Origin of the sequence: Halorussus marinus (assembly GCF_004765795.1) — an archaeon.
Classification (GTDB): domain Archaea; phylum Halobacteriota; class Halobacteria; order Halobacteriales; family Haladaptataceae; genus Halorussus; species Halorussus marinus.
Genome location: NZ_SBIV01000002.1, coordinates 74,841 through 101,448 on the forward strand (window position 1 = coordinate 74,841; position 26,608 = coordinate 101,448).

The 26,608-nt window shown below is 69.5% G+C and carries 34 protein-coding genes; 24 read left to right on the plus strand and 10 right to left on the minus strand.

All coding sequences use genetic code 11. From position 1 onward, the window contains the following. Nucleotides 1–80: 80 nt before the first annotated feature. Nucleotides 81–980, minus strand: a complete 900-nt coding sequence (locus tag EPY72_RS04280) for a thiamine-phosphate synthase family protein (protein ID WP_134669198.1) — start codon at nt 978–980, stop codon at nt 81–83. After that, a complete protein-coding gene (gene dcd / locus EPY72_RS04285; RefSeq protein WP_134669200.1) occupies nt 977–1,594 on the minus strand; it encodes a dCTP deaminase in 618 nt (205 codons plus the stop codon). Before dcd ends, EPY72_RS04280 begins: the two co-directional genes overlap by 4 nt. Nucleotides 1,595–1,787: 193 nt before the next feature. Here dcd and pth2 point away from each other — a divergent pair, with 193 nt between their 5' ends. Continuing rightward, the gene (gene pth2 / locus EPY72_RS04290; RefSeq protein WP_135805677.1) at nt 1,788–2,126 is read left to right on the plus strand and encodes a peptidyl-tRNA hydrolase Pth2; all 339 of its coding nucleotides are present in this window, start codon (nt 1,788–1,790) and stop codon (nt 2,124–2,126) included. On the opposite strand, the gene EPY72_RS04295 is transcribed toward pth2, so the two are convergent. Next, nucleotides 2,123–2,500 (minus strand): DUF7344 domain-containing protein, encoded by a 378-nt coding sequence (locus EPY72_RS04295; RefSeq protein WP_135805678.1) that lies wholly within the window; start codon nt 2,498–2,500, stop codon nt 2,123–2,125. The two genes, pth2 and EPY72_RS04295, sit on opposite strands and share 4 nt — an antisense overlap. A gap of 193 nt (nt 2,501–2,693) precedes the next feature. Between EPY72_RS04295 and truD the strand changes: the two genes are divergently transcribed. From truD to EPY72_RS04340, 10 genes are all read left to right on the plus strand, one after another. Then, nucleotides 2,694–4,037, plus strand: a complete 1,344-nt coding sequence (gene truD / locus EPY72_RS04300; RefSeq protein WP_134669206.1) for a tRNA pseudouridine(13) synthase TruD — start codon at nt 2,694–2,696, stop codon at nt 4,035–4,037. 113 nt (nt 4,038–4,150) lie between these two features. Continuing rightward, a complete protein-coding gene (locus tag EPY72_RS04305; protein ID WP_134669208.1) occupies nt 4,151–4,870 on the plus strand; it encodes a DUF2103 domain-containing protein in 720 nt (239 codons plus the stop codon). Between the two features lie 127 nt (nt 4,871–4,997). Next, nucleotides 4,998–5,162, plus strand: a complete 165-nt coding sequence (locus EPY72_RS19220; RefSeq protein ID WP_168215997.1) for a DUF8015 family protein — start codon at nt 4,998–5,000, stop codon at nt 5,160–5,162. Between the two features lie 54 nt (nt 5,163–5,216). Further along, the gene (locus tag EPY72_RS04310; protein WP_134669210.1) at nt 5,217–5,504 is read left to right on the plus strand and encodes a 50S ribosomal protein L37ae; all 288 of its coding nucleotides are present in this window, start codon (nt 5,217–5,219) and stop codon (nt 5,502–5,504) included. After that, the gene (locus tag EPY72_RS04315; RefSeq protein WP_134669211.1) at nt 5,501–5,635 is read left to right on the plus strand and encodes a DNA-directed RNA polymerase subunit P; all 135 of its coding nucleotides are present in this window, start codon (nt 5,501–5,503) and stop codon (nt 5,633–5,635) included. Before EPY72_RS04310 ends, EPY72_RS04315 begins: the two co-directional genes overlap by 4 nt. Before the next feature lie 16 nt (nt 5,636–5,651). Then, nucleotides 5,652–5,903, plus strand: a complete 252-nt coding sequence (locus EPY72_RS04320) for a KEOPS complex subunit Pcc1 (protein ID WP_134669213.1) — start codon at nt 5,652–5,654, stop codon at nt 5,901–5,903. A 138-nt stretch (nt 5,904–6,041) separates the two neighbouring features. Continuing rightward, on the plus strand, nt 6,042–6,443 hold the full coding sequence (locus tag EPY72_RS04325; RefSeq protein WP_134669215.1) for a prefoldin subunit beta: 402 nt from the start codon (nt 6,042–6,044) through the stop codon (nt 6,441–6,443). After that, on the plus strand, nt 6,444–6,689 hold the full coding sequence (locus tag EPY72_RS04330; protein ID WP_135805679.1) for a DUF3194 domain-containing protein: 246 nt from the start codon (nt 6,444–6,446) through the stop codon (nt 6,687–6,689). It begins immediately after the preceding gene. A gap of 208 nt (nt 6,690–6,897) precedes the next feature. Beyond that, a complete protein-coding gene (locus EPY72_RS04335; RefSeq protein WP_135805680.1) occupies nt 6,898–7,545 on the plus strand; it encodes a helix-turn-helix domain-containing protein in 648 nt (215 codons plus the stop codon). A gap of 65 nt (nt 7,546–7,610) precedes the next feature. Next, the gene (locus tag EPY72_RS04340; protein WP_135805681.1) at nt 7,611–7,958 is read left to right on the plus strand and encodes a DUF7344 domain-containing protein; all 348 of its coding nucleotides are present in this window, start codon (nt 7,611–7,613) and stop codon (nt 7,956–7,958) included. 22 nt (nt 7,959–7,980) lie between these two features. Here the strand turns inward: EPY72_RS04340 and EPY72_RS04345 are convergent, their stop codons facing one another. The 4 genes from EPY72_RS04345 to EPY72_RS04360 all read right to left on the minus strand — a co-directional run bounded on the left by EPY72_RS04345 (nt 7,981) and on the right by EPY72_RS04360 (nt 12,171). Continuing rightward, on the minus strand, nt 7,981–9,858 hold the full coding sequence (locus tag EPY72_RS04345) for a DUF2070 family protein (RefSeq protein WP_135805682.1): 1,878 nt from the start codon (nt 9,856–9,858) through the stop codon (nt 7,981–7,983). 35 nt (nt 9,859–9,893) lie between these two features. Further along, the gene (locus EPY72_RS04350) at nt 9,894–10,442 is read right to left on the minus strand and encodes a GMP synthase subunit A (protein ID WP_135805683.1); all 549 of its coding nucleotides are present in this window, start codon (nt 10,440–10,442) and stop codon (nt 9,894–9,896) included. Between the two features lie 79 nt (nt 10,443–10,521). Then, on the minus strand, nt 10,522–11,307 hold the full coding sequence (locus EPY72_RS04355) for a helix-hairpin-helix domain-containing protein (protein ID WP_135805684.1): 786 nt from the start codon (nt 11,305–11,307) through the stop codon (nt 10,522–10,524). Between the two features lie 27 nt (nt 11,308–11,334). Next, nucleotides 11,335–12,171: a shikimate dehydrogenase gene (locus EPY72_RS04360; RefSeq protein WP_135805685.1), complete on the minus strand. Its 837-nt coding sequence runs from the start codon at nt 12,169–12,171 to the stop codon at nt 11,335–11,337. A 96-nt stretch (nt 12,172–12,267) separates the two neighbouring features. Between EPY72_RS04360 and EPY72_RS04365 the strand changes: the two genes are divergently transcribed. The 6 genes from EPY72_RS04365 to EPY72_RS04390 all read left to right on the plus strand — a co-directional run bounded on the left by EPY72_RS04365 (nt 12,268) and on the right by EPY72_RS04390 (nt 18,042). After that, nucleotides 12,268–13,239: a calcium/sodium antiporter gene (locus tag EPY72_RS04365; protein WP_135805686.1), complete on the plus strand. Its 972-nt coding sequence runs from the start codon at nt 12,268–12,270 to the stop codon at nt 13,237–13,239. An 81-nt stretch (nt 13,240–13,320) separates the two neighbouring features. Beyond that, a complete protein-coding gene (locus EPY72_RS04370) occupies nt 13,321–14,664 on the plus strand; it encodes a sodium:calcium antiporter (protein ID WP_135805687.1) in 1,344 nt (447 codons plus the stop codon). A gap of 68 nt (nt 14,665–14,732) precedes the next feature. Next, entirely contained in the window at nt 14,733–16,085 is a 1,353-nt protein-coding gene (locus EPY72_RS04375) for a D-aminoacyl-tRNA deacylase (RefSeq protein WP_135805688.1), read from the plus strand. A gap of 94 nt (nt 16,086–16,179) precedes the next feature. Then, entirely contained in the window at nt 16,180–17,322 is a 1,143-nt protein-coding gene (ftsZ, locus tag EPY72_RS04380; RefSeq protein ID WP_134669232.1) for a cell division protein FtsZ, read from the plus strand. Nucleotides 17,323–17,426: 104 nt separating this feature from the next. Further along, on the plus strand, nt 17,427–17,594 hold the full coding sequence (locus EPY72_RS04385; RefSeq protein WP_134669233.1) for a protein translocase SEC61 complex subunit gamma: 168 nt from the start codon (nt 17,427–17,429) through the stop codon (nt 17,592–17,594). 10 nt (nt 17,595–17,604) lie between these two features. Further along, on the plus strand, nt 17,605–18,042 hold the full coding sequence (locus EPY72_RS04390; protein ID WP_134669235.1) for a transcription elongation factor Spt5: 438 nt from the start codon (nt 17,605–17,607) through the stop codon (nt 18,040–18,042). A 137-nt stretch (nt 18,043–18,179) separates the two neighbouring features. Here the strand turns inward: EPY72_RS04390 and EPY72_RS04395 are convergent, their stop codons facing one another. After that, nucleotides 18,180–18,641, minus strand: a complete 462-nt coding sequence (locus EPY72_RS04395; protein WP_135805938.1) for an MGMT family protein — start codon at nt 18,639–18,641, stop codon at nt 18,180–18,182. 104 nt (nt 18,642–18,745) lie between these two features. Here EPY72_RS04395 and trpC point away from each other — a divergent pair, with 104 nt between their 5' ends. The 6 genes from trpC (at nt 18,746) to EPY72_RS04425 (ending at nt 24,345) form a co-directional block, all read left to right on the plus strand. Next, nucleotides 18,746–19,531, plus strand: a complete 786-nt coding sequence (trpC, locus tag EPY72_RS04400) for an indole-3-glycerol phosphate synthase (RefSeq protein WP_135805939.1) — start codon at nt 18,746–18,748, stop codon at nt 19,529–19,531. Continuing rightward, nucleotides 19,528–20,823: a tryptophan synthase subunit beta gene (gene trpB / locus EPY72_RS04405; protein WP_135805689.1), complete on the plus strand. Its 1,296-nt coding sequence runs from the start codon at nt 19,528–19,530 to the stop codon at nt 20,821–20,823. The genes trpC and trpB overlap by 4 nt, the downstream gene beginning before the upstream one ends. After that, complete coding sequence (gene trpA, locus EPY72_RS04410; RefSeq protein ID WP_135805690.1) at nt 20,813–21,628, plus strand: tryptophan synthase subunit alpha; 816 nt, start codon at nt 20,813–20,815, stop codon at nt 21,626–21,628. The genes trpB and trpA overlap by 11 nt, the downstream gene beginning before the upstream one ends. Nucleotides 21,629–21,655: 27 nt before the next feature. Next, nucleotides 21,656–22,450: a 2-amino-3,7-dideoxy-D-threo-hept-6-ulosonate synthase gene (locus EPY72_RS04415; RefSeq protein WP_135805691.1), complete on the plus strand. Its 795-nt coding sequence runs from the start codon at nt 21,656–21,658 to the stop codon at nt 22,448–22,450. 151 nt (nt 22,451–22,601) lie between these two features. Further along, the gene (mfnA, locus tag EPY72_RS04420; protein ID WP_135805692.1) at nt 22,602–23,651 is read left to right on the plus strand and encodes a tyrosine decarboxylase MfnA; all 1,050 of its coding nucleotides are present in this window, start codon (nt 22,602–22,604) and stop codon (nt 23,649–23,651) included. A gap of 142 nt (nt 23,652–23,793) precedes the next feature. Beyond that, complete coding sequence (locus tag EPY72_RS04425; protein ID WP_244605536.1) at nt 23,794–24,345, plus strand: YqaA family protein; 552 nt, start codon at nt 23,794–23,796, stop codon at nt 24,343–24,345. Between the two features lie 6 nt (nt 24,346–24,351). Here EPY72_RS04425 and EPY72_RS04430 read toward each other — a convergent pair whose 3' ends face one another. Next, nucleotides 24,352–25,731, minus strand: a complete 1,380-nt coding sequence (locus EPY72_RS04430) for a UDP-N-acetyl glucosamine 2-epimerase (protein WP_134669243.1) — start codon at nt 25,729–25,731, stop codon at nt 24,352–24,354. 89 nt (nt 25,732–25,820) lie between these two features. Between EPY72_RS04430 and EPY72_RS04435 the strand changes: the two genes are divergently transcribed. Beyond that, entirely contained in the window at nt 25,821–26,231 is a 411-nt protein-coding gene (locus tag EPY72_RS04435; protein WP_134669245.1) for a Rieske (2Fe-2S) protein, read from the plus strand. A gap of 23 nt (nt 26,232–26,254) precedes the next feature. On the opposite strand, the gene EPY72_RS04440 is transcribed toward EPY72_RS04435, so the two are convergent. Beyond that, nucleotides 26,255–26,554 (minus strand): transcriptional regulator, encoded by a 300-nt coding sequence (locus EPY72_RS04440; protein WP_135805693.1) that lies wholly within the window; start codon nt 26,552–26,554, stop codon nt 26,255–26,257. Nucleotides 26,555–26,608: the final 54 nt, after the last annotated feature.

The window sequence follows — 26,608 nt, forward strand, 5'->3', positions numbered from 1 at the left end:
CTGCGTCCGCGGTCGGGCGCCGTAGCTGTCGACCGGCGTGCGGTCGTCCCGCCGACGCCGTCACGGCGCCCGGCCGCGTCTCACAGCAGGTCGCGGGCGGTCTCGGCCACCGATTCGGCGTCGTCGCCGAGGACGTACGTGATCGGCTCGATCCCGTAGCCGCCGGTGTGATAGAGGACGGTCGCGCCGGGCGTCTCGCGCAGGGCGGCGCCGACCGCGGCGTCGAGGTCGTCGTACTCGGCGTCGAACGCCGCGGTCTCGCGGCCGAGGTCGCGCAGGGCCGCGACCAGATCGGGGTCGTAGCGGAGGTTCATCGCCGCTCGCGCGTCGCTACCGTTGGCCCGGGCCGCCAGCAGGACGGAGGCGACGTGCTCGCTCACGCCGAACTCCGGTTCGGAGGGGATCGTCGCCCGACCCTTCACGTCGAAGATCCGGCCCGGGACGCCGGCCACGTCGTCGATTCCGTCGGCGTCGGGCGTACACTCACAGAGGTTCGACCCGACCGCCGGGATGAGCGACGCGAACCCGCTGGCGCTCTCGACGATGGTCAGCCCGCGCCTCAGAGACGACCGGACGCGTTCGGTCACCCGGAGGTCGCCCTCCGGATCGTGGACGTTGAAGTCGCCGCCGTAGCCCGACAGTTCGGGCATCTGGAGCTCGTGGATCTCCGCGAGCAGGTCGCGGTCTTCGAGCCGACGGACCAGCACCTCGATCTCGACCAGCGCCTCGACTCGGCTCATCGTCCCCTCGGCGAGCCCTTCGCCGACCCGGGCGACGAGGGACTCGACCCGGTCGTCCCGGAGCACCCGGTCGTTGCGTTCGACCTCGCCGTTGGCGTACTTCGAGACCGCGCTCTGGGAGATGCCGAGCAGGTCCGCGACCTCGCTCTGGGTGAGCCCGCGCTCGCGGAGGTCCTCGGCCAGCATCGACCGCACCGTCGGAAGCAACTCCTCGACGACGATCTCCTCGACGAACCTCATCGGGAGTCACCCGACCCGTCGGGGGCCTTCTGGTCGCCGCCGAACTCGTGGTCGCCGCCGATCCGAGAGGCCTGCGGCCCCGACTGGTCCTGATACTTCGAGCCCCGCTCCTCGCCGTAGGGGCGGTCGGCGGCGGTCCGGAGCTCGGTGAAGATGAGCTGGGAGATGCGAGTGCCCGGTTTGAGCGCCACGGGCGCGGTGCCGAGGTTCGAGAGTTCGAGGGTGATCTGACCGCAGTAGCCCGGGTCGACGACCCCGGCGGTGGCGTGGATGACGACCGCGAGCCGGCCGAACGACGACCGGCCCTCGACGTGGGCGATGAGGTCGGCCGGGATCTCGACGCGTTCTTTGGTGGTGCCGAGCACGAAGTCCCCGGGGTGGAGGATGAACTCTTCGCCCTCCTCGACGACCGTCTCGGAGACGTACTCGGAGATCTCCTGCTCGCTGTCGGGGTGGATACAGGAGATGTTAGTACGTTGGAACTCCAGGAACTCCCGACCCAGTCGGAGGTCGACGCTGGCGGGCTGGATCTGGAGGTCCGGGTCGTCGAGGGGGTCGACGACGAGATCGCCGGCCTCCATCCGGTCGAGGATGTCCGCGTCCGAGAGTATCATACCCGGCAGTTAGTGCGAGGGTGCCTAAATAATCCGGTCTCTCAGGCGAGCGAGACGAGCAGGCCGGCGAGCGCGACGGTCCCCCCGGCGAACGCCGCCGGGCGCGTCGGGAGGTCGCGGGCGTGTTTCAGCCCGAACGCCACCGCCGGTTCGAGTAGTCACCGATTTAACGGCCGACCGCGTTCGAGCGGACATGAAACAGGCCATCGTCGCCCGAACGGACGTCGGCATGGGACAGGGAAAGCTCGCCGCGCAGGTCGCCCACGCCTCGCTGTCGGCCTACGAGGAGACCGGAACCAAGGCCCGCAAAGAGTGGAAAGGCGGCGGCCAGAAGAAGATCGTCCTGCAGGCCGACGGCGAAGACCGGATCTTCGAGCTCGCCGAGAAAGCGCGAGCCGAAGGGCTCGCCCACGCCGTGGTCCGGGACGCGGGCCACACCCAACTCGACCCGGGCACCGTCACCGCGCTCGCGGTCGGTCCCGCCGACGAGGAGCTCGTCGACAAGGTGACGGGCGACCTCTCGCTGTACTAATCCGGGCAGTCGGACTCGTCGACGAGCACGTCCAGAAGCTCGTCGAGCGGATCGGTCCCGCGATAGCGGACGACGTCGGTTCGGGGGTCGAAATCGACGACGCCCTCGTCGGCCAGCCGCGGTAGGGTGCTGTGGTGGAGCCCGACCAGCGCGCGCTCCCGATCGGAGCCGTCGGGACCGCGGGCGAGGACACCGGCGAGGTCCTCGATCGAGCGGGCCGGCTCGTCGGCCGCGTACAGCGTTTCGAGGACCGCGCGCCGGCGCCGATCACCGAGCACGTCGAACGCCTGGTTCAGCGCGGCGTCGTCGGCCGTCTCAGTGGTTCGAAGCCCGTTCTCGGCGTCGGTCGCTCCGAGTCGGTTTGTATCGGACATCAGCTCTATTTGTGACTCGAAACGGAAACCCTTGCGAGCTTTTCACGATCGAGCGGGTATTGATTAACCGAGTGAACGCGATCGCGGTCGAACACCGACGCGGCGACGCGTTCGCCGACCCGCGACTCGGAGCGGGACCGTCGGCCGTCGGCGGAAGCCAGATACAAGCGGTTCCTCGACCAAGGGCCGACGAATGCGCGAGGCGTACCCAGTCGAGCGGGCGGTCGGGATCGAGCACTTCGTCAGCGACGCCGACGGCGTCGGCGGCCACATCCGCGAAGAGGACGCCGACTTCCGGGTCCGGGAGGTCGAACGGTTCGACGCCGAACCGGTCGGCGCCGACCCGGGCGCCTACCCCTACCTCGTGGTCCGGGCGACTCTCCGTGGGTGGGACACCAACGACTTCGCGAGACGGCTCTCGGACGCGCTGGGGATCAGCCGCGAGCGCGTCTCGTGGGCCGGCACCAAGGACAAGCACGCGGTGACGACCCAGCTGTTCAGCCTCCGGAAGGTCGACGCGGAGGACCTCGACGGCCTCGACGTCCGGGACGTCGACCTCGACGTCGTCGGGCGCGCGGGCCGCGGGCTGGAGTTCGGCGACCTCGCGGGCAACGCCTTCGAGATCACCGTCCGGGACGCCGATCGCCCCGCCAACGCCCCGGCAGTCCGCGAGCAACTCGAAGCGTTCGGCGGGGGCGACCCCGGGACCGTCGGCGTCCCGGACTTCTTCGGCCAACAGCGGTTCGGGAGCCACCGGCCGGTCACCCACGAGGTCGGGCTCGCCGTCGTCCGCGGCGAGTGGGAGGCGGCGGTCCGGGCGTACGTCGTCGAACCCTACGAGACCGAGCCCGAAGACACCCGGCGGGCGCGCCGGGAGGCCGCAGACGCCTTCGCGGCCCGCGACTGGCGGGGCGTGGTCGAGGCGCTCCCGCGGCGGCTCGGCTTCGAGCGCGCGATGGCGAACCGGCTGGCCGAGCGCGGCGGCGACGCCCCCGAGGACTTCCGGGCGGCGCTCGAAGCGGTGCCATCGAACCTCCAGCGGCTGTTCGTCAACGCCGCCCAGTCGTACGCGTTCAACCGCATCCTGAGCGAGCGCCTCGAACGCGGGCTCCCGTTCGACCGGCCGGTCGCCGGCGACGTGGTCTGCTTCTCGGAGACCGTCTCGGGGCTGACGGTGCCCGACACCGACCGCGAACAGCGCGTGACCGAGAGCCGGGTCGAGACGGTCGCGCGCCACTGCGAGCGCGGCCGGGCGTTCGTGACCGCGCCGCTGGTCGGGACCGCGACCGAACTCGGGGCGGGCGAGCCCGGCGAGATCGAGCGCGAGGTGCTCGATGATCTCGATCTGAGTCCCGGGGACTTCGACCTGCCGGGGGAGTTCGACTCGACCGGGACCCGTCGGCCCGTCCTCGTGCGGACCGACCTCGACGTCGCGATCGAAGACGAGGCGGTGACCTTCGAGTTCTCGCTCCCGAAGGGCTCGTACGCGACCGTCGTGCTCCGGGAGTTTCTGAAGACCGATCCCGCCGACGAGTGAGCGACCGCCGGCTGGGTCGCCGAGGCGAGCCGCGCGTCGGGGCGCCCGGCGGGAGTCGATCGGCGCGACGCGAAACACCGGGGTTAAATCCCGCCCGCGGCTAGGACCCGACTATGGAGTGTCGGCAGTGTGCGTCCCCGCTGGAACGACCGGGCGACTACTGTCTGGTCTGTCGGACGCCCAACGCCGACGCCGTGGTGCTGGACCTCGACCGCGACCGGGCGACGCTCACGATGCTCGACGGCGAGGAAGTAGTCGGCGAGACCATCGTCACGACCACCCCCGAGGACGGCGGCGAGGAGGGGGTCGTCGAACTCCGGAACTTCGCCGGGCGGGTCGCCGACGAGGTCCGGCGAAAGCGCCCCGAGGAGGTGTACGCCGCGGGCGACCGCGACGTGCTCCGGGCGACCCGCGGGCAGTTGCGCTACTCGTTCTACCGGGTCGAGGACGACGACCCCGTGGCGGCGGTCCAGTCCCGGCGAGGCGACCGCGCGCTGGAGGTGGTCGAGACCCCGCCGGCCGAGAAGATCGGCGGGAGCCACTCGACGCTGATCGGGGGCCGCACCGGCCGGAAGGTCGTCCACACGGTCGCGGGCCACCCGCACGTCAAGAAGGTGATCCCGGGACCGATCGAGGCCGGCGGTTCGGGGAGCCGGACCGGCATCCGCGCGAAGGCGACCCGGGCCGGCGAGAACGGCAACGTACGACTCTTGCTCCGGGACGGCTCCAGCGTGCAGGAAAACCGGATCGTCACGACCGCGAAAGACCGCGAGACCGGCGAGCGCGTCAGGGCCGACCTCAACGACGTGTTGACCGAGGCGGAGTTGCAGTAGGCGGTCCCGGGTCGAGTTCTCCGTTCGAAAAACGGGTTCCGAAGGCGTTCAGCGCACGCTACGTCGGCGGCGGTCCGCATCGAGCGCCGCAAGCTTCTTGTGGGAAGTAATTATATCTAATTACGCGATGGTCAGCTACTACGACGCGGTCCTCGCGGCGATACCGCTACTCTCCGGGGGCGGGTATCTGGTGGGACAGCTCACGGGGCTTCCGGGCGCGATCGCGGGGCTGGTGGCGTCGCTCGCGGTCATCGGTCACGAACTGTTCGATCCGCCGGGCGCGGGCGACTGAGCGCCGCCTCGACTCAAAGGCTTTATGAGCGCGCCCGGATAAATTCGCAGTACTATGGCCGAAGACACTCAGAGCCGCACCGGCAGCGCCGGGCGGTTCGGAGCGCGATACGGGCGCGTCGCTCGCAGGCGCGTCGCCGACATCGAGAGCGACATGAACGACGACCACGCCTGCCCCGAGTGCGGCTCGGACGCCGTCGACCGGAAGGGCACCGGCATCTGGCAGTGTGGCAAGTGCGACTACAAGTTCGCCGGCGGCACCTACCGCCCCGAGACGCCCGCCGGTCGCACCGTCACCCGATCCATCCGGGCCGCGCTCGGCGACGACGAAAGCGACGAATGAGCTACAAGTGTTCGCGGTGCAAGCGCGACGTCGAACTCGACGAGTACGGCGGCGTCCGCTGTCCGTACTGTGGCCACCGCGTGCTACTGAAAGAGCGGAGCCGCGACGTCAAGGAAGTCAGCGTCAACTGAGCGTCCGCGCCCCCGCATGAGCGACCGCCCGCACGACGCCGTTCTCCGCTTTTCGTACGAATCGACCAGCCGCGCCCGGACCGTCGCCCGCGCGGTCTCCCGGGAGGTCGGCGAGATCGACGGCGACCGGTCGGCCGCGAGCGTCTCCCGAGAGGGCGCGACCGTCGCGGTCCGCGTGGTCGCCGACGACCTCGTGGCGCTCCGAGCGGGGCTGAACTCGTGGGGGTCGCTGGTCGAGGTGGCCGAGCGGACGACCGCGGCCGCGTGAGTTCGGGCTCGATCGGCGGCCACTCCCGACGGCGTACGAGCGCCCGCGCGCCGGGTCGCCGAGTCCGGGACGACCGCCGGTCAGCGCCGCCGGACCCGAAAGCGGGGGTTTTTCAGTCCGGGGAGCATCCATCGACGTATGCAGGGTAATCTGCCACCGGAAGCACAAGAGAAACTCGAAGATCTGCAGGACCTTCAGGAGACGGCCCAGCAGGTCGCCGCCCAGAAGAACCAGGCCGAGACCCAGCTCACCGAGGCCCAGACCGCCCTCGACGAGCTCGAGGACATCGACGAGGAGACGACGATGTACCGCGAGGTCGGCGAACTGCTCGTCAAGACCGGCTACGACGAGGCCCAGGACGACCTCGAAGAGAAGGTCGACAGCCTCGAAATCCGCGTCGAGACCCTCCAGAAACAGGAAGAGCGCGTTCAAGAGCAGTTCGAGAGCCTCCAGCAGGAGCTCCAGCAGATGCTGGGCGGCGGTGGCGGCCCCGGCGGCCCGCAGGGCCCCGGCATGGGCGGCGGCGCCGGCGGCGCATAGATGCCCAGCGACGACGAGGTCGTCCAGACCGCCGCCGAGGCCGCCGAAGGCGTCATCTTCGCCCGGTTCAAGCAGTCGGCGGTGAAAGACTTCGACGTGACGGTCACGTTCGAAGACGGGATCCTCGACGTGGACGTGTATCTCAACGTTCCTGACGCCCGCGACGAGGAAGACCAGGTCGCCGAGGACGCCGCCCTCGCGGCGCGTTCGGCGGTCGACGACCTATTCGCCGAGACTGACGGCTGAGGTCCCGATCCGGCCGTCATTTTCTCACCCCGAGCGTAGACTGTGACGCGCCCGCGAACCGCGTGACACCACAAAGTATATTTCGTTCGCCTGGGCTCAGTCCGAACACCGCGGGTAGGGGTACTTCGCGGTGTTCTTTCGTGACCGCGCCGAACGGCGGCGGTTCAATATGAGAAATCTAATTTATTAGTGTCTCGTAGTCGCCTCGATGAGTATCCTGACCGAGTTCTCGGTTCCGGCCGACGATTTCCTGCTGAACTGGTCGCTGCAGAGCGTCCCCGAAATGCACGTCGAGATCGAGCGCGTCGTCGTCGAGAGCCGCGACGTGACGCCGTTCTTCTGGGCGAGCGGGAGCGACTTCGAGACGTTCGAGGACGCCCTCGCGGAGGATCCGTCGGTCGAGGACGTTCGGATGCTCGACGACCATGACGACGGACGACTCTATCAAGCGAACTGGCGCCAGAACTACCAGCACGTCACCTACGCGGTTTCGGACACCGACGCGACGATTCTCGACGCCGAGGGCGGGGCCGACGGGTGGTCGGTCCAGATTCTGTTCCCCGAAGAGGACGCCCTGCAGTCGTTCCAGGAGTACGCGGCGGCTAACGACGTCTCGTTCGTCCTCGAACGCCTGCGACGCTCGGAGTACCCCGAGATGCTCGGCAAGTACGACGTGACCGACGAACAGTACGAGGCGCTGGTCGCCGCGTACAAGCGGGGCTACTTCGAGGTGCCGGGCGAGATCAGTCTCGCGGACCTGGCCGAGGCGCTCGACATATCGAAGAACGCCGCCTCGGCCCGGCTCCGGCGGGGGTACGGCAACCTGGTCGAGAACACGCTCGTACACGATTTCTGACCCCATATGAACGATGTGACGCGTCACACGACACCGGGAGGGAGCCATGTGACCACCACTACAGTATGGCAGAAACTCTCCCCGACAGCGAGCGACCCCCGTCGATCGACTCGCTGTTCGACGCGCTGTCGGATCGCCGGCGCCGCGTCGTCGTCCGGTATCTGATCGACCGCACCGACCGAACCGCCCACGTCGGGACGCTGGCCGCCGAACTGTGTCGAGCAGCGAGCGCCGACCCCGGCGCGTTCGAAGCGACGCTCCGGCACGTTCACTTGCCGAAGCTGGCCGACGTCGGTCTCGTCGCCTACGACGAGGCCGACGAGACGGTCCGCTACCGGGAGCACCCTGCGGTCGAGTCGCTGCTCGAAACTGCGGCTCCGACAGAACGCGAGCCGGTCGCGGCGGGGAACTGACCGAACCCGTCGGCGGTAGTGCTCACGTCAGGAAGAAGATCACGAGGCTGATCGCCATCGCGGCGACGATGACGGCGCCCGCCAGCGCCCCGCCCATCGAGACGACGGCGTTGGCGTGGCTCGCCAGCGTCTCGGTTCGGTCGTTGCCAAACACCGTGACCGCGGCACGCTCGGTCGCCATCCCGGCCTCGACGGGCTCGCAGTCCGCGCGGGCCTCCGCGACGAGGTCGGCGATCAGCGCCACCAGTTCGTCCTGGGAGATCGACGATCCGACCTGATTCTCGGCCTCGACCGTGTTGACGACGTGGTTGTCTGTGGTCAACACCTCCGCGTCGTCGACGCCCTCGATGGCGGCGATGATGCGATCGCGAAGCCCCGGCTCCATGTTGTTGCCGTCGACCAGCACGTAGGCGGCGGTCCGGTCGCCGATCTCGAACACCGCGACCCGGACCCCGAGCGGTCCGACCCCCTCGCGGGGCTCCCACTCGGTGGGGTCCCACGCGGTGCCGAGTCGGATCGGGCGCTGGGTCGTCTCGTCGAGTTCGGTCGCGGCCTCGCGGGCGGCCGCCATCAGGTCGAACGATCGCTCGCTCCCGGGGTAGACGTGGCCGAGGTCCTCCACGTCGCTGAGCCCGTCGTTGGAGTTGTGTGCGTCCGCCAACAGCACGTCGTCGAAGCCGCTCGATCGGGCCTCCGCGGCGGCCGAGAGGCCGACCGCGTACATGATGTCGTCGGCGAACCCCGGGGCGTAGGTCGCGGTCAACAGGAGGTCGTCGCCGAACGCCTGTCCGAACACCTTCGCATCCCCGACCTGCGATCGGACCGGCGGCGTCGCCGTCTCGCCGTACTCGATGTCGTCGTAGGCCGATTCGGCGGTCTCGATCACCGATTCGAGCTCGCGCTGGGTGACGAGGTTGAAGTCGTGGCCGGCGGTCGCGTGGGGCGGGAACCCGAGCCCGTCCGCGGTCTCGGCCACTCGTTTGGGGAGGTTGCCGCCCCCGATCTCGCCCATCGGCCCCGGGTGGATCATCGGTAACACGAACCGGGCCTTCTCGGTGTGGTCTCGTCGGCGGAACGCCAGCACCGTGACCGGCACGACCGCCTCCTCGCCGATCTGTTCGAAGAAGTCCTCGAGCTCGTCGGTCCCCTCCGCGAGGTGGCCGACGAACCCGCGGAGGAAATCGAGCATGCTCACCCCGAGACTGCGCTCCCACGGCCGGTCGATGAACCGGACGAACGCCCAGACCGCCACCCCGTAGAGCAGACAGAGCAGACCCAACAGCACGAAGTCGACCGCGACGATGGCGCCGAGCTCCGGCGGCGCCTCGGCGGCCCGTGTCATCGTGATGTCGATGAACGTCTCGACCAGCGGGCCGCCGCCGACGTAGAGGTACTGCATGGTGCCGCTGTAGATGAACACGAGCACCGCGGCCGCGGCGGTCTGGACGCTCGCCGGGATCGCGGCGACGACGACCGACGTCCCGGAGATGGCGAGGACGACCAGCAGTCGGAGCGCGAACACCGACGCGAGCGCGACGATGAGCGCGTCGAAGACGAACCCCTGATCGAGCCCCTCGAACAGGACCGTGGCCGCGCCCGCGGCCGCCATCACCGCGACGACGACGCCCTCGCAGGTCAGCGCGAGCAACGACGATCGGTTGTAGGTGAGTTGGCCGCCGAGTCGTCGGTCGACCGGCGTGGTGAGCAGGCTGGCGACCACGGTCGGAACGCCGATGAAGAACACGCCCTGCCAGGCGTCCTCCAGCACGTAGCCGGCGTCGAACGCGCCGACGCCCGCGACCGCGGCGACGAGGAGCGCGAAGCCCACGCTGGCGTACCAGCGAGGCGCGCGGAAGATGTACCGCGACAGGCTCGCCAGATCGCCCTGCGTCGCTGACATACGCGGAGGATACGCGACCGAACGGTTAAAAGATGCTACTCGCAGATCGCTTCGAAGTTTTCGAACACTTCCTCGCCCTCGGCGGTGTGGGCGACCTCCGGATGCCACTGGACGCCGTAGAGGTCCCGCTCGGGGTCGCTCATCGCCTCGACGCCGCAGACGTCGCTCTCGGCGGTCCGGGCGAAGCCGTCGGGGACCGCTTTGACCTCGTCGGCGTGGCTGGCCCAGACCCGGGTCTCGGGCGCGAGCGAGCCGACCAGCGGATCGTCGTCGTCCAGAACGTCGACGGTCACGTCGGCGTAGCCGCCGTAGTCGCCCTCGCCGACCGCGCCGCCGAGCGCGTCGGCGATGAGTTGCATCCCGAGACAGATGCCCAGCACGGGCACGTCGAGTTCGAGGTAGTCGGCGCAGTTGCCGGCGTCGTCGATGTCGGGACCGCCCGAGAGGACAAGCCCGTCGGCGTCGATCTCCTCCGGGGGCGTGGTGTTGTCGATTATCTCGGTGTCGACCCCCATGTCGCGAAGCGTCCGGTGTTCGAGGTGGGTGAACTGCCCGTGGTTGTCGACCACGACGATACGCGTCATTGGAGAGAGGTAGTGAGGCGGCCTACAAAAGCGGTTCGAAGACCACAGCCGGCGAACCGCGGTCGCCGAGTCGGAGCGATCACCGCGCCTTCGCGCGGTCGATCCACGTCACGATTCGCTTCTCGGAGACGCCGGTCTCGGCCGCGAGCTGTTCGGGGTCGGCCCTCGCGAGCTCGGCGATGTCGCCGACGCCGGCGTCGTTGAGCCGCTCGGCGTACGCCGAGCCGATCCCCTTGATGTCGTCGAGGGGTTCGCCCTCGCCGAGCTGTTCGTCGGAGGCGGCCGGCTCGTCGTCGGCTTCCGCCTCGTCGTCCGTTTTTTCGTCGGCGGGCGCCTGTTCGTCGGCTGTTTCTTCGTGGTCGTCTGGTTCCTCGCCGGCCCCGTCGATCGTTTCGTCCTCGTCGTCGGCGACTTCCTCGTCTTCGGTGTCGTCGGTCGTTTCTTCGTCGAGCCCGTCGTCGGTCGCTTCGTCCTCGTCGTCGCCGTCGACGTCCGACTCCGGCGTCGGCTCGGGCTCGGTCCCCGCCGTCTGTGTCGGCTGTGCGGCCTCCGTGGACGGCTGGACCGCTTCGGCCGGCTCGGCGGCGTCGTCGGTCTGGCTCTCCGTGCTCTGGGCCGCCGGCGCCGTGGTCACGTCCTCGGTCGAGATGCCGGTCTCCGCGCTGTCCGCGTCGGTCTCGGACTCGTCGGTCGCCTCGAAGGACTCCTCGGCTCCCGCGTCGACGCCTTTGACCGCGCTCTCGGTCTCGGTGTCGGGCGACGCCTCCGGTTCGCGCTCGATGGTGACGCCCGAGTCGGTGCGGCGCACCTGCGAGCGGTCATCGTCGAGTCCGAGCAACGACTTCAGCTTGGTGAGCAGTCCCATTTGCGTGACAGTAGACGACCGGACTACTTAAAGTCGTGCCCGGAGCGCCGCGTTCATCGCGTCGACGGGCGCGTCCAGTCCGGTCCAGCGTTCGAAGGCCTCGACGCCCTGATAGAGGAGCATCCACGCCCCGTCGACGGTGGTCGCGCCCCGCTCGCGGGCCTCCCGGAGCAGTCTGGTGTCGAGCGGCCGGTAGACCGCATCGAGCACCGCCAGATTGGCGTGGAGCGCGTCGGCCGGGATCGGCGATCGGTCTTCTTCCATCCCGACGCTGGTGGCGTTGACCACCACGTCGGCCGCCGCCACCCGGTCGTCGAGGTCGTCGAGTCCGCCGGCGGTCGGCGCGGTCGACGCCGAGGGGGTCGCCCGCCCCACGTCTGCCGCGAGCGCCTCGGCGCGGTCGGCGGTCCGATTGGCGACGTGGAGGGTCGCGCCCGCATCGGCGAGCGCGAACGCGGTCGCCCGCGCCGCCCCGCCGGCGCCCACGACGACCGCGTGCCGGTCTGCGAGTCGGACGTCGTGGTGGGCGAACGCCCGCCGGACGCCCGCGGCGTCGGTGTTGTGACCGGTCGGGGGGTCGCCCGGCCCGGCGTCGGAGAAATCGAGGGTGTTGACCGCGCCGATCCGGGCCGCGAGGTCGTCGGGCTCGACCCGATCGAGGGCCGCCTCCTTGAACGGGATGGTGACGTTGAGTCCCGCGATCCCGAGCGCGCGCGCGCCCTCGATCGCGGCCCCGAGGTCGTCGGGGTCGGGCTCGAAGGTGACGTAGCGGGCGTCGAGGCCGAGTTCGTCGTAGGCCGCCTCGTGCATCGGCGGCGACAGCGAGTGGCCGACGGGGTTGCCGAGCAGGCCGAACACGTCCATGTCTGGGCCGAGCGCGCCGAACCCGATAGTTCCCCCGGTTGGTTCGGTCGCGGCGTTTCGATGAACTTTAACCACCCCCACAGAAAGAAGCGCTAAATGTCACTGGCTCCACTCGCGATCGCCACCGGCCCGCTACTCGATCTCGGGCTCCTCCTCGGGGGCATCCTGTTTCTGTACCTCGGCGCGGAACTGCTGGTCAACAGCGCCTCGAAGCTCGCTGTCGGCTTCGGCATCAACCCCGCGACCGTCGGGGTCACGATCGTCGCGTTCGCCACGACCGCCCCGGAGCTGTTCGTCAGCACCGTCGGCTCGATCGGCATCGGCGACGACATCGGGCTGGGGAACATCCTCGGGTCGAACATCGCCAACATCGGACTGGTGCTGGGCGCGTCGGCGCTCGTCCGGCCGATGAACGTCAACAGGGACGTGCTGATGAAACACGGGCCGTTCATGTTCGCCGCCGCGGCGCTGCTCGTGGTGCTCGGGCTCGACGGCTCGCTCGGCGCGCTCGACGGCGCGCTGTTGCTGGCGCTTCTGGCGGGGTTCACCGGCTACCTGTTTTACACTTCCCAGCAGGGCGAGGTCGCGGTCACCGAGGAGGTCGAGATCGACGACAGCGCCTCGGCTACCGTGCGGGACGGCGTGGTCCTGCTCGGCGCGGGCGTGTGCCTGCTCGGGGGGTCGATGGGACTGCTCGAAGGCTCGACGAACCTCCTGCGTGCCTACGGGTTCAGCAACCTCTTCATCGGCCTGACCGTCATCGCGTTCGGCACGTCGCTCCCGGAGCTCGCCACCTCGGTCGTGAGCGCGTTCCGGGGCGAGGCCGAGTTCAGCATCGGCAACGTCATCGGGAGCAACATCTACAACGTGCTCGCGGTTATCGGCGTCCTCGCGGTCGTCGACCCCCTCAGAGTCGCCCCGAGCGTCCAGTCGTTTCACTTCCCGGTCCTGATCGGGTTCACCGTCGGCGCGATCGGGCTGATGGCCGCCAGCCGGCGGATCTCCCGACCGAACGGCGTCGCGTTGCTCGGCGGCTACGCGGTGTTCGTCTACTTCCTGCTCCCCTGAGCCGGCCGGGACGAGCGCGCACCGTCGTCGGTTCGGAGCGCAAAACCTACCTTTCCGCCCGGTCTATCCACGCGGAACGCTATGTCTGCTCGACTCCGCCATCCGCTGACCGCAGTCGCGGCCACGGTTCTACTGACGGTGCCGTGGCTGGGGATCTACGCCACGGGCTCGGCCGAGGCGGTCGGCACGCTCGGCACGGTCGCGATCTCGGGCGTGGCGGTGCTCGGCGCCTCGTTTCTGCTCGCGTGGGGCGCCGAGACCGCGGAGAAAGACGTCCCGCGGGCGTTCGCGATCGCTATCCTCGCCGTGCTGGCGGTCGCCCCGGAGTACGCGGTCGACGCCCTCTACGCGTGGACCGCCGGGGCCAACGTCGGCACCGAGCGCGGGATCGAGGCCGCCAACCTCGCGGTCGCGAACATGACCGGCGCGAACCGGATCCTCATCGGCCTCGGCTGGTCGGGGATCGCGCTGTTCACCGTCTACCGCACGCTGAGCTCGGCGGACCCCGCGGTCGTCCGCAAGCCCGGCTTCCTGCGGAGCACGGTCCAGCTCGACCGCAACCTCGCGACCGAGATCGCCTTCCTGCTGGCCGCGACCGCCTACGCCTTCGTGGTTCCGTTCGGCGCGGGCATCGGCATCGTCGACACGATCGTTCTCGTCGGCATCTACGCGGTCTACATCGGCATCATCATCCGGGGTGACGTCGAGGACCACGACGAGCAGGTCGGCATCCCGGCGTACCTCCAGTCGTTCCCCAAGGGGCGCCGGATCGCGAGCGTCCTCCTGCTGTTTGGCTACTCGGGCGCGATGATCTACACCGCGGTCCACCCGTTCGCCCACGGGCTGGAGGAGATCGGACTGGCGCTCGGGATCCCGCCGTTCTTCATGATCCAGTGGATCGCGCCGCTGGCGTCTGAGTCGCCCGAGCTCATCGTCGTCGCCTACCTCGTCAACAAGGCCCGGTCGACCGCGGGGTTCAACGCGCTCATCTCCTCGAAGCTCAACCAGTGGACCCTGCTCATCGGGACCTTGGCGGTCGTCTACAGCATCGCGGCGGGGTCGGTCGGCGCGCTCCCGTTCGACGAGAAACAGCAGGCCGAGATCTGGATCACGGCGGCCCAGAGCTTCTTCGCGCTCGGCGTGCTCGCCAACTTCGAGATCAGCGTCCGGGAGGCGCTGGTGGTGCTCGTGCTGTTCGCCTCGCAGGTGCTCGCGGAGTTCTACGTGATCCGGACTACGGCCGAGCCGGCGGCCACCGAGCTCAGTATCCTCATTCTCTACGCGTACACCGCGGTGTACCTCGCGATCGGTGCGGCGCTGTTCGTCGTGCGTCGCGACGAGGTCCGTGGAATCTTCGGTCGCACCGCCGCGAACGCCCGGAGCGCCCTGCCGGGTCGCTCGAAATCGCCCGAGCACGCCGACTGAGCCGGTCGTTCGCGAGCCCGTGGCGCCTTCCGACGCGCTTTTCCCCGGTTCGGACCCTACGTGTGGCCGTGATAGCCATCGTCGTCAGCAGAGCCGACTCGGCGTCCGAGCACATCGGCGGCCGCCTGCTCGAACTCGCCGACTGGGAGCCCCGGGAGGACGACGCCCGGCCCGACGGCGCGGGCGGCGGGACCTACTACCGACGCGACGGGTTCGAACTCCGGACGTTCGACGACCTCCACCTCGAAATCGAGGACGTCGCCGACGCCTTCGGCGAGCCGGCGGGCTCGCGAGCGACCCCGGATCTGCTGGTGTTCGTCTCCCGACACTCGGGGGAGACCGGCCCGCTTCTCACCGCTCACTTCACGGGGAACTTCGGACCGGCGGAGTTCGGGGGCACCGCGGGCGGACTCGCCGAGGCGTGCCCGAACGCCCACGCCGAACTGCTCGCGGCGTTCGACGAGCACGCGCCCGGCGGCTACGAGGTCGGCACCGAGTGCACCCACCACGGCCCGTCGTCGGTCGGCGTCCCCTCGATGTTCGTCGAGTTGGGTAGCGACGAGCCCCAGTGGGACGACCCCGAGGGCGCGCGAGCGGTCGCCCGTGCGGTGCTGGACCTGGAGGGAGTCGAGCCCCACCGCGACCGACAGGTCGTCGCGTTCGGCGGCGGCCACTACGCACCCCGGGTCGAGCGGATCGTCCGGGAGACCGACTGGGCGGTCGGCCACGTCGCGGCCGACTGGGTGCTCGACGCGATGGGCGCGCCCGACGCGAACCGCGACGTGCTCGGGCGGGCCTTCGCGGCGAGCGGGGCCGACCGGGCGGTGGTCGACGGCGACCGCCCGGAACTGGCGGCCGCGATCGCGGATCTGGGCTACGACGTGGTGAGCGAGACGTGGCTCCGCGAGACGACCGGCGTCGCCCTCGGGCTGGTCGAGGCCCTCGAAGCCGACCTCGCGTCGGTCGCCGAGGGGCTTCGGTTCGGCGACCCGGCGACCGGGGCGGGCCCGGACGCCGACTACGAGGTGGTCGGGCTCCCCGGGAAACTGCTCGCGGAGGCCCAGGGGATCGACCCCGACGCGGTCCGGGAGGCGGTCGCGTCCCGGGCGCTCGCGTTCGAGACCGAGCAGGGCGCCAGCCGCGCGGCGGGCCGGGTCGCGGTCCGGGCGACCGCCGACCGCGACGCGATCGTCGACGCGCTGGCCGACGTGCTGGCCCGGAAGTACGACTCGATCGAACGATCGGACGGGGCGATCCTCGCGCGCGAGGTCGCCTTCGATCCCGAGAAGGCCGAGACGCTGGGCGTCCCCGAGGGTCCCGCGTTCGGGAAACTGTCCACCGGCGAGACGGTGACGCTCGGCGGCCGGGAGATCGACCCCGAGGCGGTCCGGACCGAGCGCGTTCACGAATTCCCGGTTTGACCTCCCGGCGGGCCGGAAATATCAGAAATCGTCAGACATTCGTCCGACGAAGAGGGGAAAGATAATTAAGCTCCGTTCTCAAGCCAACTTCAGCATGGACTCGCTAGTCGAAGACGCCATCGAGGAAGCCGAGGAGGACGAGGAGCCCTCCCGGCAGCCCACTTCGGGGGGAGCCGCCCAAGACGTGACCCCGTCGGGAACGATGACCGACGAGGAGCTGAAAGACGTTCTGCAGGACCTCCAGACCGACATCACGGTGGTCGGCTGTGGCGGCGCCGGCGGCAACACGGTCAACCGCATGGCCGAGGAGGGCATCCACGGCGCGAAGCTCGTGGCCGCAAACACCGACGTACAGCACCTCGTCGAGATCGAGGCCGACACCAAGATCCTGATGGGCGAACAGAAGACCCAGGGCCGGGGCGCCGGATCGCTCCCGCAGGTCGGCGAGGAGGCCGCCCTCGAGAGCCAAGACGAGGTCTACGACGCCATCGACGGCTCGGACATGGTGTTCGTCACCGCGGGTCTGGGCGGAGGGACCGGTACGGGGTCGGCCCCGGTCGTCGCGAAGGCCGCCCGCGAGTCGGGCGCGCTCACCATCTCCATCGTGACGACGCCGTTCACCGCCGAGGGGGAGGTCAGACGGACCAACGCCGAGGCCGGCCTCGAACGGCTCCGGGACGTCTCTGACACCGTCATCGTCGTCCCCAACGACCGACTGCTCGACTCGGTGGGCAAGCTCCCCGTCCGCCAAGCGTTCAAGGTCGCCGACGAGGTGCTGATGCGGTCGGTCAAGGGCATCACCGAACTCATCACCAAGCCCGGACTCGTCAACCTCGACTTCGCCGACGTCCGGACCGTCATGGAGAAAGGCGGCGTCGCGATGATCGGGCTCGGAGAGAGCGACTCGGACGCCAAGGCCCAGGACTCGGTGAAGTCGGCGCTCCGCTCTCCCCTGCTCGACGTCGACATCTCCGGGGCGAACTCCGCGCTGGTGAACGTCACGGGCGGCAACGACATGTCGATCGAGGAGGCCGAGGGCGTCGTCGAGGAGATCTACGACCGGATCGACCCCGACGCCCGCATCATCTGGGGGACCTCCATCGACGAGGAACTCGACGGCGAGATGCGCACGATGATCGTCGTCACGGGCGTCGAGTCGCCCCAGATCTACGGCCGCAACGAGGCCCAGCAGGCCAAGGCCGACCAGAAGCTCCAGGACATCGACTACGTCGAGTAGCGCTCCCCCCGATCGCCCTGCCCCGCGTCTCTCCCGTTCTGTCGATCGCCGCCCCCGCCCCAGAACAATAGATAGAAAACCCTCGCTCTCTAACCCCCGATAACATGGATGTCAAGCTAGACCTCTCGTCGTACGTCCGCGTGCTGAAGCTCGCCAGCACGCCGTCGTGGGAGGAGTTCTCGAAGATCTCGAAGATCGCCGGCGCCGGAATCGTGCTGGTCGGCCTGCTCGGATTCCTCATCTTCGCGGTCATGAGCTTCCTCCCCTCGTAGGTGATCTCGGATGCCAATGTACGCCGTCAAGACGACCGCGAGCCAGGAACGCACCGTCGCAGATATGATCATCAACCGCGAGGAGCCCGAGATCCACGCCGCGCTCGCGCCCGACTCGCTCACGAGCTACGTGATGGTCGAGGCCGACGACGACGCCGCCATCAGCCGGGTCCTCGAAGAGATCCCCCACGCCCAGAGCATCGTGCCGGGCAAGAGCGACATCTCGGAGGTCGAACACTTCCTGTCGCCGACCCCGGACGTCGAGGGGATCGCCGAGAGCGACATCGTCGAACTCATCGCCGGCCCGTTCAAGGGCGAGAAGGCCCAGGTCCAGCGCATCGACGAGGGCAAAGACCAGGTGACCGTCGAACTGTACGAGGCCACGGTCCCGATTCCGGTGACGGTCCGGGGCGACCAGATCCGGGTGCTGGACTCCGAAGAGCGGTAGTCGCCGGCGTACGCCGAACGGAGTGTGGCGTTTCACCGACCGCGTTCGCGGTCGGTCTTTTTGGTCCAGATTTTTGCGCCGAGCGGTGCCCACAGCGAACGGCGTGAGCGAGGACACCCGAGGCCCAAAAAGGTGTCTTACAGCCCCTCCAGCGACCGGAGCTTCTGCTCGACGCTCGGGGGCGCGGCGCTCGGCCCGTCGCGCACCCGGTGGTCCGGGATCACCAGCGGCGCGGGGTTCTCGGCGAGCGCGGTCCGGACCGCGTCGAGGTCCGCCTCGTCGGTGTGGTCGACGCCGCTGGTCATCCGCGCCAGCGTCTCGACGGTGATCTGGTCGCCGTACGGGACCCGGCGGACGCGCTCTAGCACGGCCCGCTGGGTCGTCGGCACGGTCAGCGCGACCTCCGCGTCCGAGAAGTCGTCCTCGACGCCCCCGAGATAGTCGGTGATCCGGTCGAGCAGGTCGTGGTCCTCGATCGCCTCCTTGTCGGGCGAGTCGGGAAACGAGACGCTGAGCACCCGCCCGCTCGCGATGCCGAGTTGGACGTATCGGTCGAGGTACGACGATTCTCGCGCGTAGATGCCGGCGACGTCGTCCATCTCGTCCATGCCCGCCGCTTCGAGCGGTTCGGACTTGAAGATTCCGCGGGCGGGCCCGGACAGACGCAAGCCTTATGTACAATTCCGTCCGTTAATGCACAATGATGGACGAAAACGACGCGCTCGCGCCCGCGGTCAGATCGATCCTGCGGGCCGCGGAGGACCGGGGCGACCCCGACGCCGACCGACTGTCTGTCGACGCTCGATCGTTCCCGGACGCGGTCGCGTCGGCGGAGGCCGACGGCCGCCTCCCGGTCGTCGCGGAGATCAAGCCGACGAGCCCGACCACGGCGGGCACCCGCGAGGCCGACCCCGTGGCGCTCGCCGAGCGGATGATCGACGGCGGTGCGGCCGCGCTCTCGGTGCTGACCGAGCCCGAACACTTCGGCGGCTCGCCCGAGACCCTCCGGCGGGTCCGAGCGGCGGTCGACGTGCCCGTGCTCCGGAAGGACTTTCTGCTCGAAGCGGCCCAACTCGACACCGTCGAAGCGGATCTGGTCTTGCTCATCGCGCGGTTCGTCGACGACCTCGACGGGCTGGTCGCCGCCGCGAAGGCCCGTGGCTTTCAGGTGCTCGTCGAGGTCCACGACCGCGCGGAGCTCAGACGGGCGATCGAGGCGGGCGCCGAGATCGTCGGCGTGAACAACCGCGATCTGGCGAAGCTCGCGGTCGACCTCGAAACGTTCGAGTCGGTCGCGCCCCACGTCCCGGACGACGTGACGCTGGTCGCCGAGAGCGGGATCGCGACCCCCGACGACGCCCGGCGGATGCGAGCGGCCGGCGCCGACGCGCTGCTGGTCGGCTCGGCGATCATGGACGGCGTCGCGGACGGCGAAGGCGACGCCCTCGAAACGGTGACCGAGAACACACAGAGGCTGACACACGCATGAGTAGCGAACCCAAGTTCGGCGATTACGGCGGCCAGTACGTCCCCGAGGCGCTGATGCCCGCCGTCGAGGAACTGACCGACGCGTACGAGCGGTACGTGTTGAAAAACGAGGACGGCTTCGTCGACGAGTTCCGGCGCCGGCTGGCCGACTTCGGCGGCCGGCCCACGCCGCTCCAGCGCGCCGACGCCCTCTCCGAGCGGTACGATCGAGAGATCTACCTCAAGCGCGAGGACCTGCTCCACGGGGGCGCCCACAAGCTCAACAACGCGCTCGGGCAGGTCCTGCTCGCGAAGTACATGGGCAAAGACCGCATCGTGGCCGAGACCGGCGCCGGCCAGCACGGCACCGCGACCGCGATGGCGGCGGCCCACCTCGACATCGACTGCGAGATCTACATGGGCCGGACCGACATCAACCGCCAGCGCCCCAACGTCTTCCGGATGCGCATCCACGACGCGGCGGTCAACCCCGTCGAGATGGGGTCGGGCACGCTCAAGGAGGCGATCAACGAGACGATGCGCGACTGGGCGACCAACGTCGAGGACACCCACTACGTGATCGGCTCGATCGTCGGCCCGCACCCGTTCCCCCAGATGGTCCGGGACTTCCAGTCGGTCATCTCCGAGGAGGCCCGCGAGCAGATCCGCGAGAAAGCGGGCCGGCTCCCCGACAGCGTGGTCGCGTGCGCCGGCGGCGGCTCGAACACGATGGGCGCGTTCCACGAGTTCGTCGACGACGAGGCGGTCGACCTCTACGCGGTCGAGGCCGGCGGCTCGGGGCTGACAATCGACGAGGAGAACGACCTCGCGCCCCACTCGGCGTCGCTGTCGGCGGGCGAGGAGGGCGTCCTCCACGGCGCGCGCACCAAGCTCCTCCAGAACCCCGACGGCCAGATCCTCGAGTCCCACAGCGTGAGCGCGGGGCTCGACTACTCGGGGGTCGGCCCGGAGCTCGCACATCTGGTCGACGACGACCGGGTGACGCCGGTCAACGTCGGCGACGACGCCGCCCTCGAAGCGTTCCACCGGCTCTCGAAGTTAGAGGGGATCATCCCGGCGCTCGAATCGAGCCACGCGCTGGCCTATCTGGAGCGCGCGGCGCGTAGCGTCGCCGACGGGTCGAGCGGCGAGCAAAGCGAGCCCGGAGACGACAGCGCCGACGAACTGGGCGACCTCGTGGTCGTCAACGTCTCGGGGCGGGGCGACAAGGACCTCGATACGGTCATCGAGGAGAGCGACGCCCGCGACATCGACGCCGCGCCGAGCATGGAGGTGTTCAACGGTGGCGAGTGAGATAGAAGCCGCCTTCGACGACGACCCCGCGCTCATCTCGTACGTCGCGGCGGGCGACCCCGACGCCGAGAGTACGAAGGAGTACGTCCGGGCGCTGGTCCGGGGCGGGGCCGACATCGTCGAGTTGGGCCTGCCGTTCTCCGAGCCGATCGCGGAGGGCTCGACGATTCAGGGCGCGATCCGGCGCGCGCTCGAGGCGGGCATGACGCCCCAGACGTATCTCGACCTCGTCGCGGACCTCGACGTCGACGTGCCGCTTGTCTGTATGACCTACTACAATCTGATCTACCAGTACGGCGACGACCGGGGCGTCGAGCCCTTCGTCGCGGCCGCCGCCGAGGCGGGCATCGCGGGGCTGATCGTCCCCGACCTCCCGGTCGACGAGAGCGACCCGCTAAAGGAGGCCTGCGACGCCCACGGCCTCGATCTGATCTTCATGGTCGCGCCGACCACGACCGACGACCGGCTCGACCGGATGCTCGCGCGGGCCTCCGGGTTCGTCTACGTGCAGGGACGGCTCGGGACGACGGGCGCGCGTTCGGACGTGAGCGACGAGACCCACGTCAGCCTCGACCGGCTGGACGCCGCCGACCTGCCGAAGGCGGTCGGGTTCGGGATCAGCGAGCGCGAGCACGCCCGCGAGATCGTCGCGGGTGGCGCCGACGGCGTGATCGTCGGGAGCGCGTTCGTGGACATCGTGGCCTCCCAGGAAAACGTGGCCGACCGCCTCGAAGCCAAGGCCCGCGAACTCAAGGCGGGCGCGGTCGAGGGCGCGGAGAAAGTACCGGAACCAGAACGAACTTAACGGCCGCTTGCCACAGACTCACATACTATGGACGCCGGAACTGCGGCACGACTCGACCGGATCGGTACAGACGGAAACTACGTAATGGTCCCGATGGACCACGGCATCACGCTCGGAGCCGTCGACGGCCTCGTCGACATCGAATCGACCGTCGACGCGGTGACCCGCGGCGGCGCGGACTCGGTGCTCACCCAGAAGGGCATCGCGCCCCGCGTCCACCCGAACAAAAACGGGAAAGGCTACGTCGTCCACCTCAACGCCTCGACGACGATCGGTCCCCACAACAACGACAAGCGGCTCACCGGGAGCGTCAAGGAAGCGGTCCGGGCGGGCGCGGACGCGGTCTCGTTTCACATCAACGTCGGGAGCGACTACGAGCGCGACCAGCTCGAAGCGCTCTCCCGGATCACCGACACCGCCGACGAGTACGGGATGCCCGTGCTCGCGATGGCCTACGCTCGCGGGCCGGGGGTCGACGAACACGACGCGGAGAGTCTGGGCCACGCGGTCCGACTCGCCGAGGAGGTCGGCGCGGACCTCGTGAAGACCGCCTACAGCGGCGACGCCGAGAGCTTCGAGCGGGTCACCGAGTCGACCGCCAAGCCGGTCATCATCGCGGGCGGCGAGCCCGAGGGCGACCGCGCGACGCTCCGAAACGTTCGGGGCGCGATGGACGCCGGAGCCTCGGGGGTGTCGATGGGCAGGACCATGTTCCAGCACGGCGACCCCGAGGCGCTCTCGAACGCCGTCGCGCTCGTGGTCCACGAGGGCTACTCGGCCGACGAGGCGCTCGGCGAGGCCGGGCTGGCGGTCGAGGCCTGACGCGGTTCCGGCAGACGCCGTTCTCGCGGTCTTCACGAGTGCAGTCGCGTTCTACGCCGGATCGCTCCGAATCGAAGGCCCAACGCCGGACCGAGCCCCGAGGCCGGTCGGGAACGGAACCGATAAACGAATCCCGGCAATTTTTACTCGCATGGAGCGCGAACCGCAGGACTTCGGGCGGGTCCTCTCGTCGATGTGTACCAAGCCCCACCCCGACGCCCGCGCGGCCGCCGACCGCTTCCTCGCGAGCAACCCCGGCGACCCAACCACCTACCCCGCGGTCGCCGACCTGGAACGGGAGGTGGTCGCGACGCTGGGAGAGATCACCGGCCTCTCGGACCCCCACGGCTACGTCGCCAGCGGGGGCACCGAGGCGAACCTCCAGGCGGTGCGGGCCGCCCGGAATCGCTCGGACGCCGACGCCCCGAACGTCGTGGCCCCCGAGAGCGTCCACTTCAGCTTCCGGAAAGCCGCGGACGTACTCGGCGTCGAACTGCGGCTCGCTCCGGTCGACGCCGACCGCCGGGCCGACCCCGCCGCGGTCCGGCGGCTCGCCGACCCCGACACCGCGCTCGTGGTCGGCGTCGCGGGGACCACCGAGTACGGGCGCGTGGACCCGATTCCCGACCTCGCCGCGGTCGCCGAGGAGGTCGGGGCGCTGGTGCACGTCGACGCGGCGTGGGGCGGGTTCGCCCTCCCGTTTACCGACCGCGATTGGAACTTCGCCGACGCCCCGGTCGACACGATGACGATAGACCCCCACAAGCTGGGCCGGGCGCCGGTTCCGGCGGGCGGGTTCCTCGCTCGCGAGCAGGCGGTCGTCGACGGGCTCGCGGTCGACACGCCCTACCTCGATTCGGCCTCCCAGGCCAGCCTGACCGGCACCCGGAGCGGCGCGGGGGTCGCGGGCGCCCGCGCGGCGCTCGACGCGCTGTGGCCCGACGGCTACCGCCGCAACTACGAGCGTGGGCTCGCGAACGCCGAGTGGCTCGCCGACGCCCTCGAATCGCGGGGGTACGACGTGATCGAGCCGGTGCTCCCGCTCGTCGCGGCCGACGTGCCGGCGGCGACCGTCGAGTCGCTACGGGCCGAGGGGTGGCGGGTCTCGCCGACGGGCGCGGGCGAGCTCCGGGTGGTCTGTATGCCCCACGTCACCCGCGAGATGCTCGAAGCGTTCGTGGCCGACCTCGACGCGGCGTGACCGCCGGGACGATCTGGGGACCGCGCTCACGGCGTTTCTCGCGAACGCCGTCACCGCCTCGGCCGGCGCCGGCCCGTCGCGCTCGCCACCGGGAGACACAACAACTAAGACCGCGGTTTCCCATCTACGAGCCGTGTTTAGTCTGGGTCTGCCGCTGCTGCTCGACGTCCCCGCGCTCGGATCGTTCGAGTGGGTCCAACACGCCGTCGAGACCGCGACAGGGTGGGTCGGATTGGTCATCATCTTCGTCTACTCGTTTCTCATCGCCTTCGCGCTCCCCGGCGTGAGCGAGGTGGTGCTCGCGGCGCCGCTCGACCTCGGGCTCTCGCGGCCGGCCAAGCTCGCGGTCATCATCGTCATCAGCGGGCTCGGCAAGGCCGCCGGGAGCATGCTCGCGTTCCACATCGGACAGGAGGCCAAAGAGTCGGGGCCGATCATCTCCGCGCTCAGGCGATCGCGGTTCGACATCATCGAGTGGTCGGAGAAAAACACCGTCAAGCTCGCCCGCAAGTGGGGATACCTCGGGATGGCGCTGGCGCTCTCGGTGCCGTTCTTCCCGGACACCATCTCCATCTACGCGTTCGCGGTGCTCGAAGAGGACTACGGCAAGTTCGCGCTGGCGACGTTCGCGGGGAGCGTCGGCCGCCTGCTGGTGACGCTGTTTCTCGTCGGCTCGACGGTGCTCGTGTTCTGAGGCGGGCTACAGGTAGTCGAACTCGCGGTCGGTCCCGGTCTCGAACCCCTGTCGCTCGTGGGCCCACTCGAACGGGCGCTCGTCGGTTCGGTCGGCGAGGAACTCCACGATCCGGTCGCCGACGTCGCTCCCGTAGAGGGCCGGCCCCGCCGCCATGCGCTCGCGGGTCCGATCGTCGTCGTAGACGTGCTCGATCATCTCGCGGACGAACTCGCCCGAGACGGGCGGGACGAGCAGGTTGGTGTTCGCGTCGAACACCGTCTCGGGGCGGTCGGTGTTGAACCGCGCGGTCAGACACAGCGCCTCGTCGATGTGGTTGAGCTCTTCCTGCATGCTCCCCGAGTCGGTGAACGCCGCGAAACACTGGCCCGATTCGAGGAACTCGTAGACGTGGGCGTGTTTCTTCCACAGACCGGTGAACAGGAAGTTGTCGCGCTCGTCGGCGAGCCCGACCAGCTTCTCGCGGAGCCCGTACTCGCGCAGGGCGCGTTCGGTCGCGGTGAGCTCGACGAAGTTGACGTTGTGGCCGTCCTCGACCAGTCCGATCACGGCGTCGACGACGCTCTCGAAGCGCTCGGGGAGCAGATTCGCGCGGCGGTGGATGTCGACCCGGATCCAGTCGTCGCGGTCTTCTAAGACCGGGTAAACGTCGAAGACGCTCTCGTCGAGGTCGGCGTCTTTCTTCGCCTCGATCGCGTCGACCACGGAGTTTCCGACCACCGGGATGCGCTCGCGACCGTCGACCGCGCCGGGATAGCCCTCCTCGCGGAGGTGGCGGCGGTTCAGGTCGGTCGGCGCGAAGTGATAGAGCGCGGCCGCCGAGCCGACGAAGGTGTCGTACTGCTCGGGGAACGGCTCGGTCCGGTTGCGCTCCCACTCGCCGTCCCACTGGGCGGCGACGACCTCGGCGGGGTCGGCCGACGGCTCCAGTTCGACCGGCGCCATCCCGCGGAGCCCGGCCTCGTTGTGCGCGACCAGCTGGTTCGTCGCGAACAGCCACGCCTGCGGGACGATCCCCGCCGCGAGGGTGTCGCCGTGGACGATCGGCAACACCGTCGTGTCGGGGTACCGCTCGTCGAGCGTCTCGGCGAACCGCTCGACCTTCCGCATCAGCTGGGCGGTCTTCTCCGAGAGGTCGCCCCGGACCCGGAGGTCGGCCCCGACCCGGTCTTCGATGCCGTACTCGGTCAGTCCGTGGCCGAGCACGTCGTCGTAGTGCTGGCCGGTGTGGAGCACGAAACACGGGACGCCGCGCCGGTCGGCCGCGGTCACCAGCGGCGCCTGCTTGTAGAAGTCGGGCTTCGTCGCGGTCACGACCGCGAGTGCGCGGTCGGCTCGGTCCAACTGGGCCGCGAGTCGGTCGTGGTAGATCTCCATCTCGGGCATTCGGTACGGAACCAGTGTGGCGAGCGACGAGTAGGTTCCCATTCGCGAACGGAAGCGTTCAAACCGGGCGGGCGACAACCGACGAGCCGATGGACGACGAGAGCCGGATCGCCGACCTCGACGCGGTACCCGCAGACTCGACGCTACTGTTCACGGTCCGGGACGGCTTCGACGAGCGCGAGGCCGTCCTGACCCGGACCGACGACGGCGACGCGGTCGCCTACGAGAACTACTGCCAGCACTGGACCGACGTGCGCCTCGACAAGGGGAGCGGCGCGGCCAGACGCGACGGCGAACTCGTCTGTGGCAAGCACGGCGCGCTGTTCGCCGTCGACACCGGGACCTGTACCCACGGTCCCTGCGAGGGCGCGACCCTCCAGTCGGTCGAGGTGACGGTCGACGGCGACGGGGTGTATCTCACCGACGACGACTACGAGTTCGTCCAGACGGGGTCGGCGATGGAGTACGACCTCTCGTCGGACCGATCGCTCGGGTTCTGAGGCCCCGGGAGATCAACTCGGAGTCAGGACTCCTCGGCGATCCGGAACTCGGGCTCGGCGACCGACTCGCTCTTGCACTCCGGGCACCGTGACGGGCGGTTCGCTCGGTCGTCGAACCGGTCGAAGCCACAGTCCCGACACTCCGGGGGCGCGACCAGCAACTCCTCGTCGCGGTCGGACAGCGACCGGGCGACGTGCCGGACGTGCTCGACCGCGACGTTCGCGGTCACGTCGAACTCGGCCGCGAGCGAACTCGGCGACGCGGCGGTCTCGCGGAGGTGGGTAGTGATGCGCTCGCGGGTGGTTGCGTCGGCTTCGCGCATGCCCGGTGGTCGCCCCCGCACGGACATAACCCTTCTCCCGGCGGGGGAGTTAAA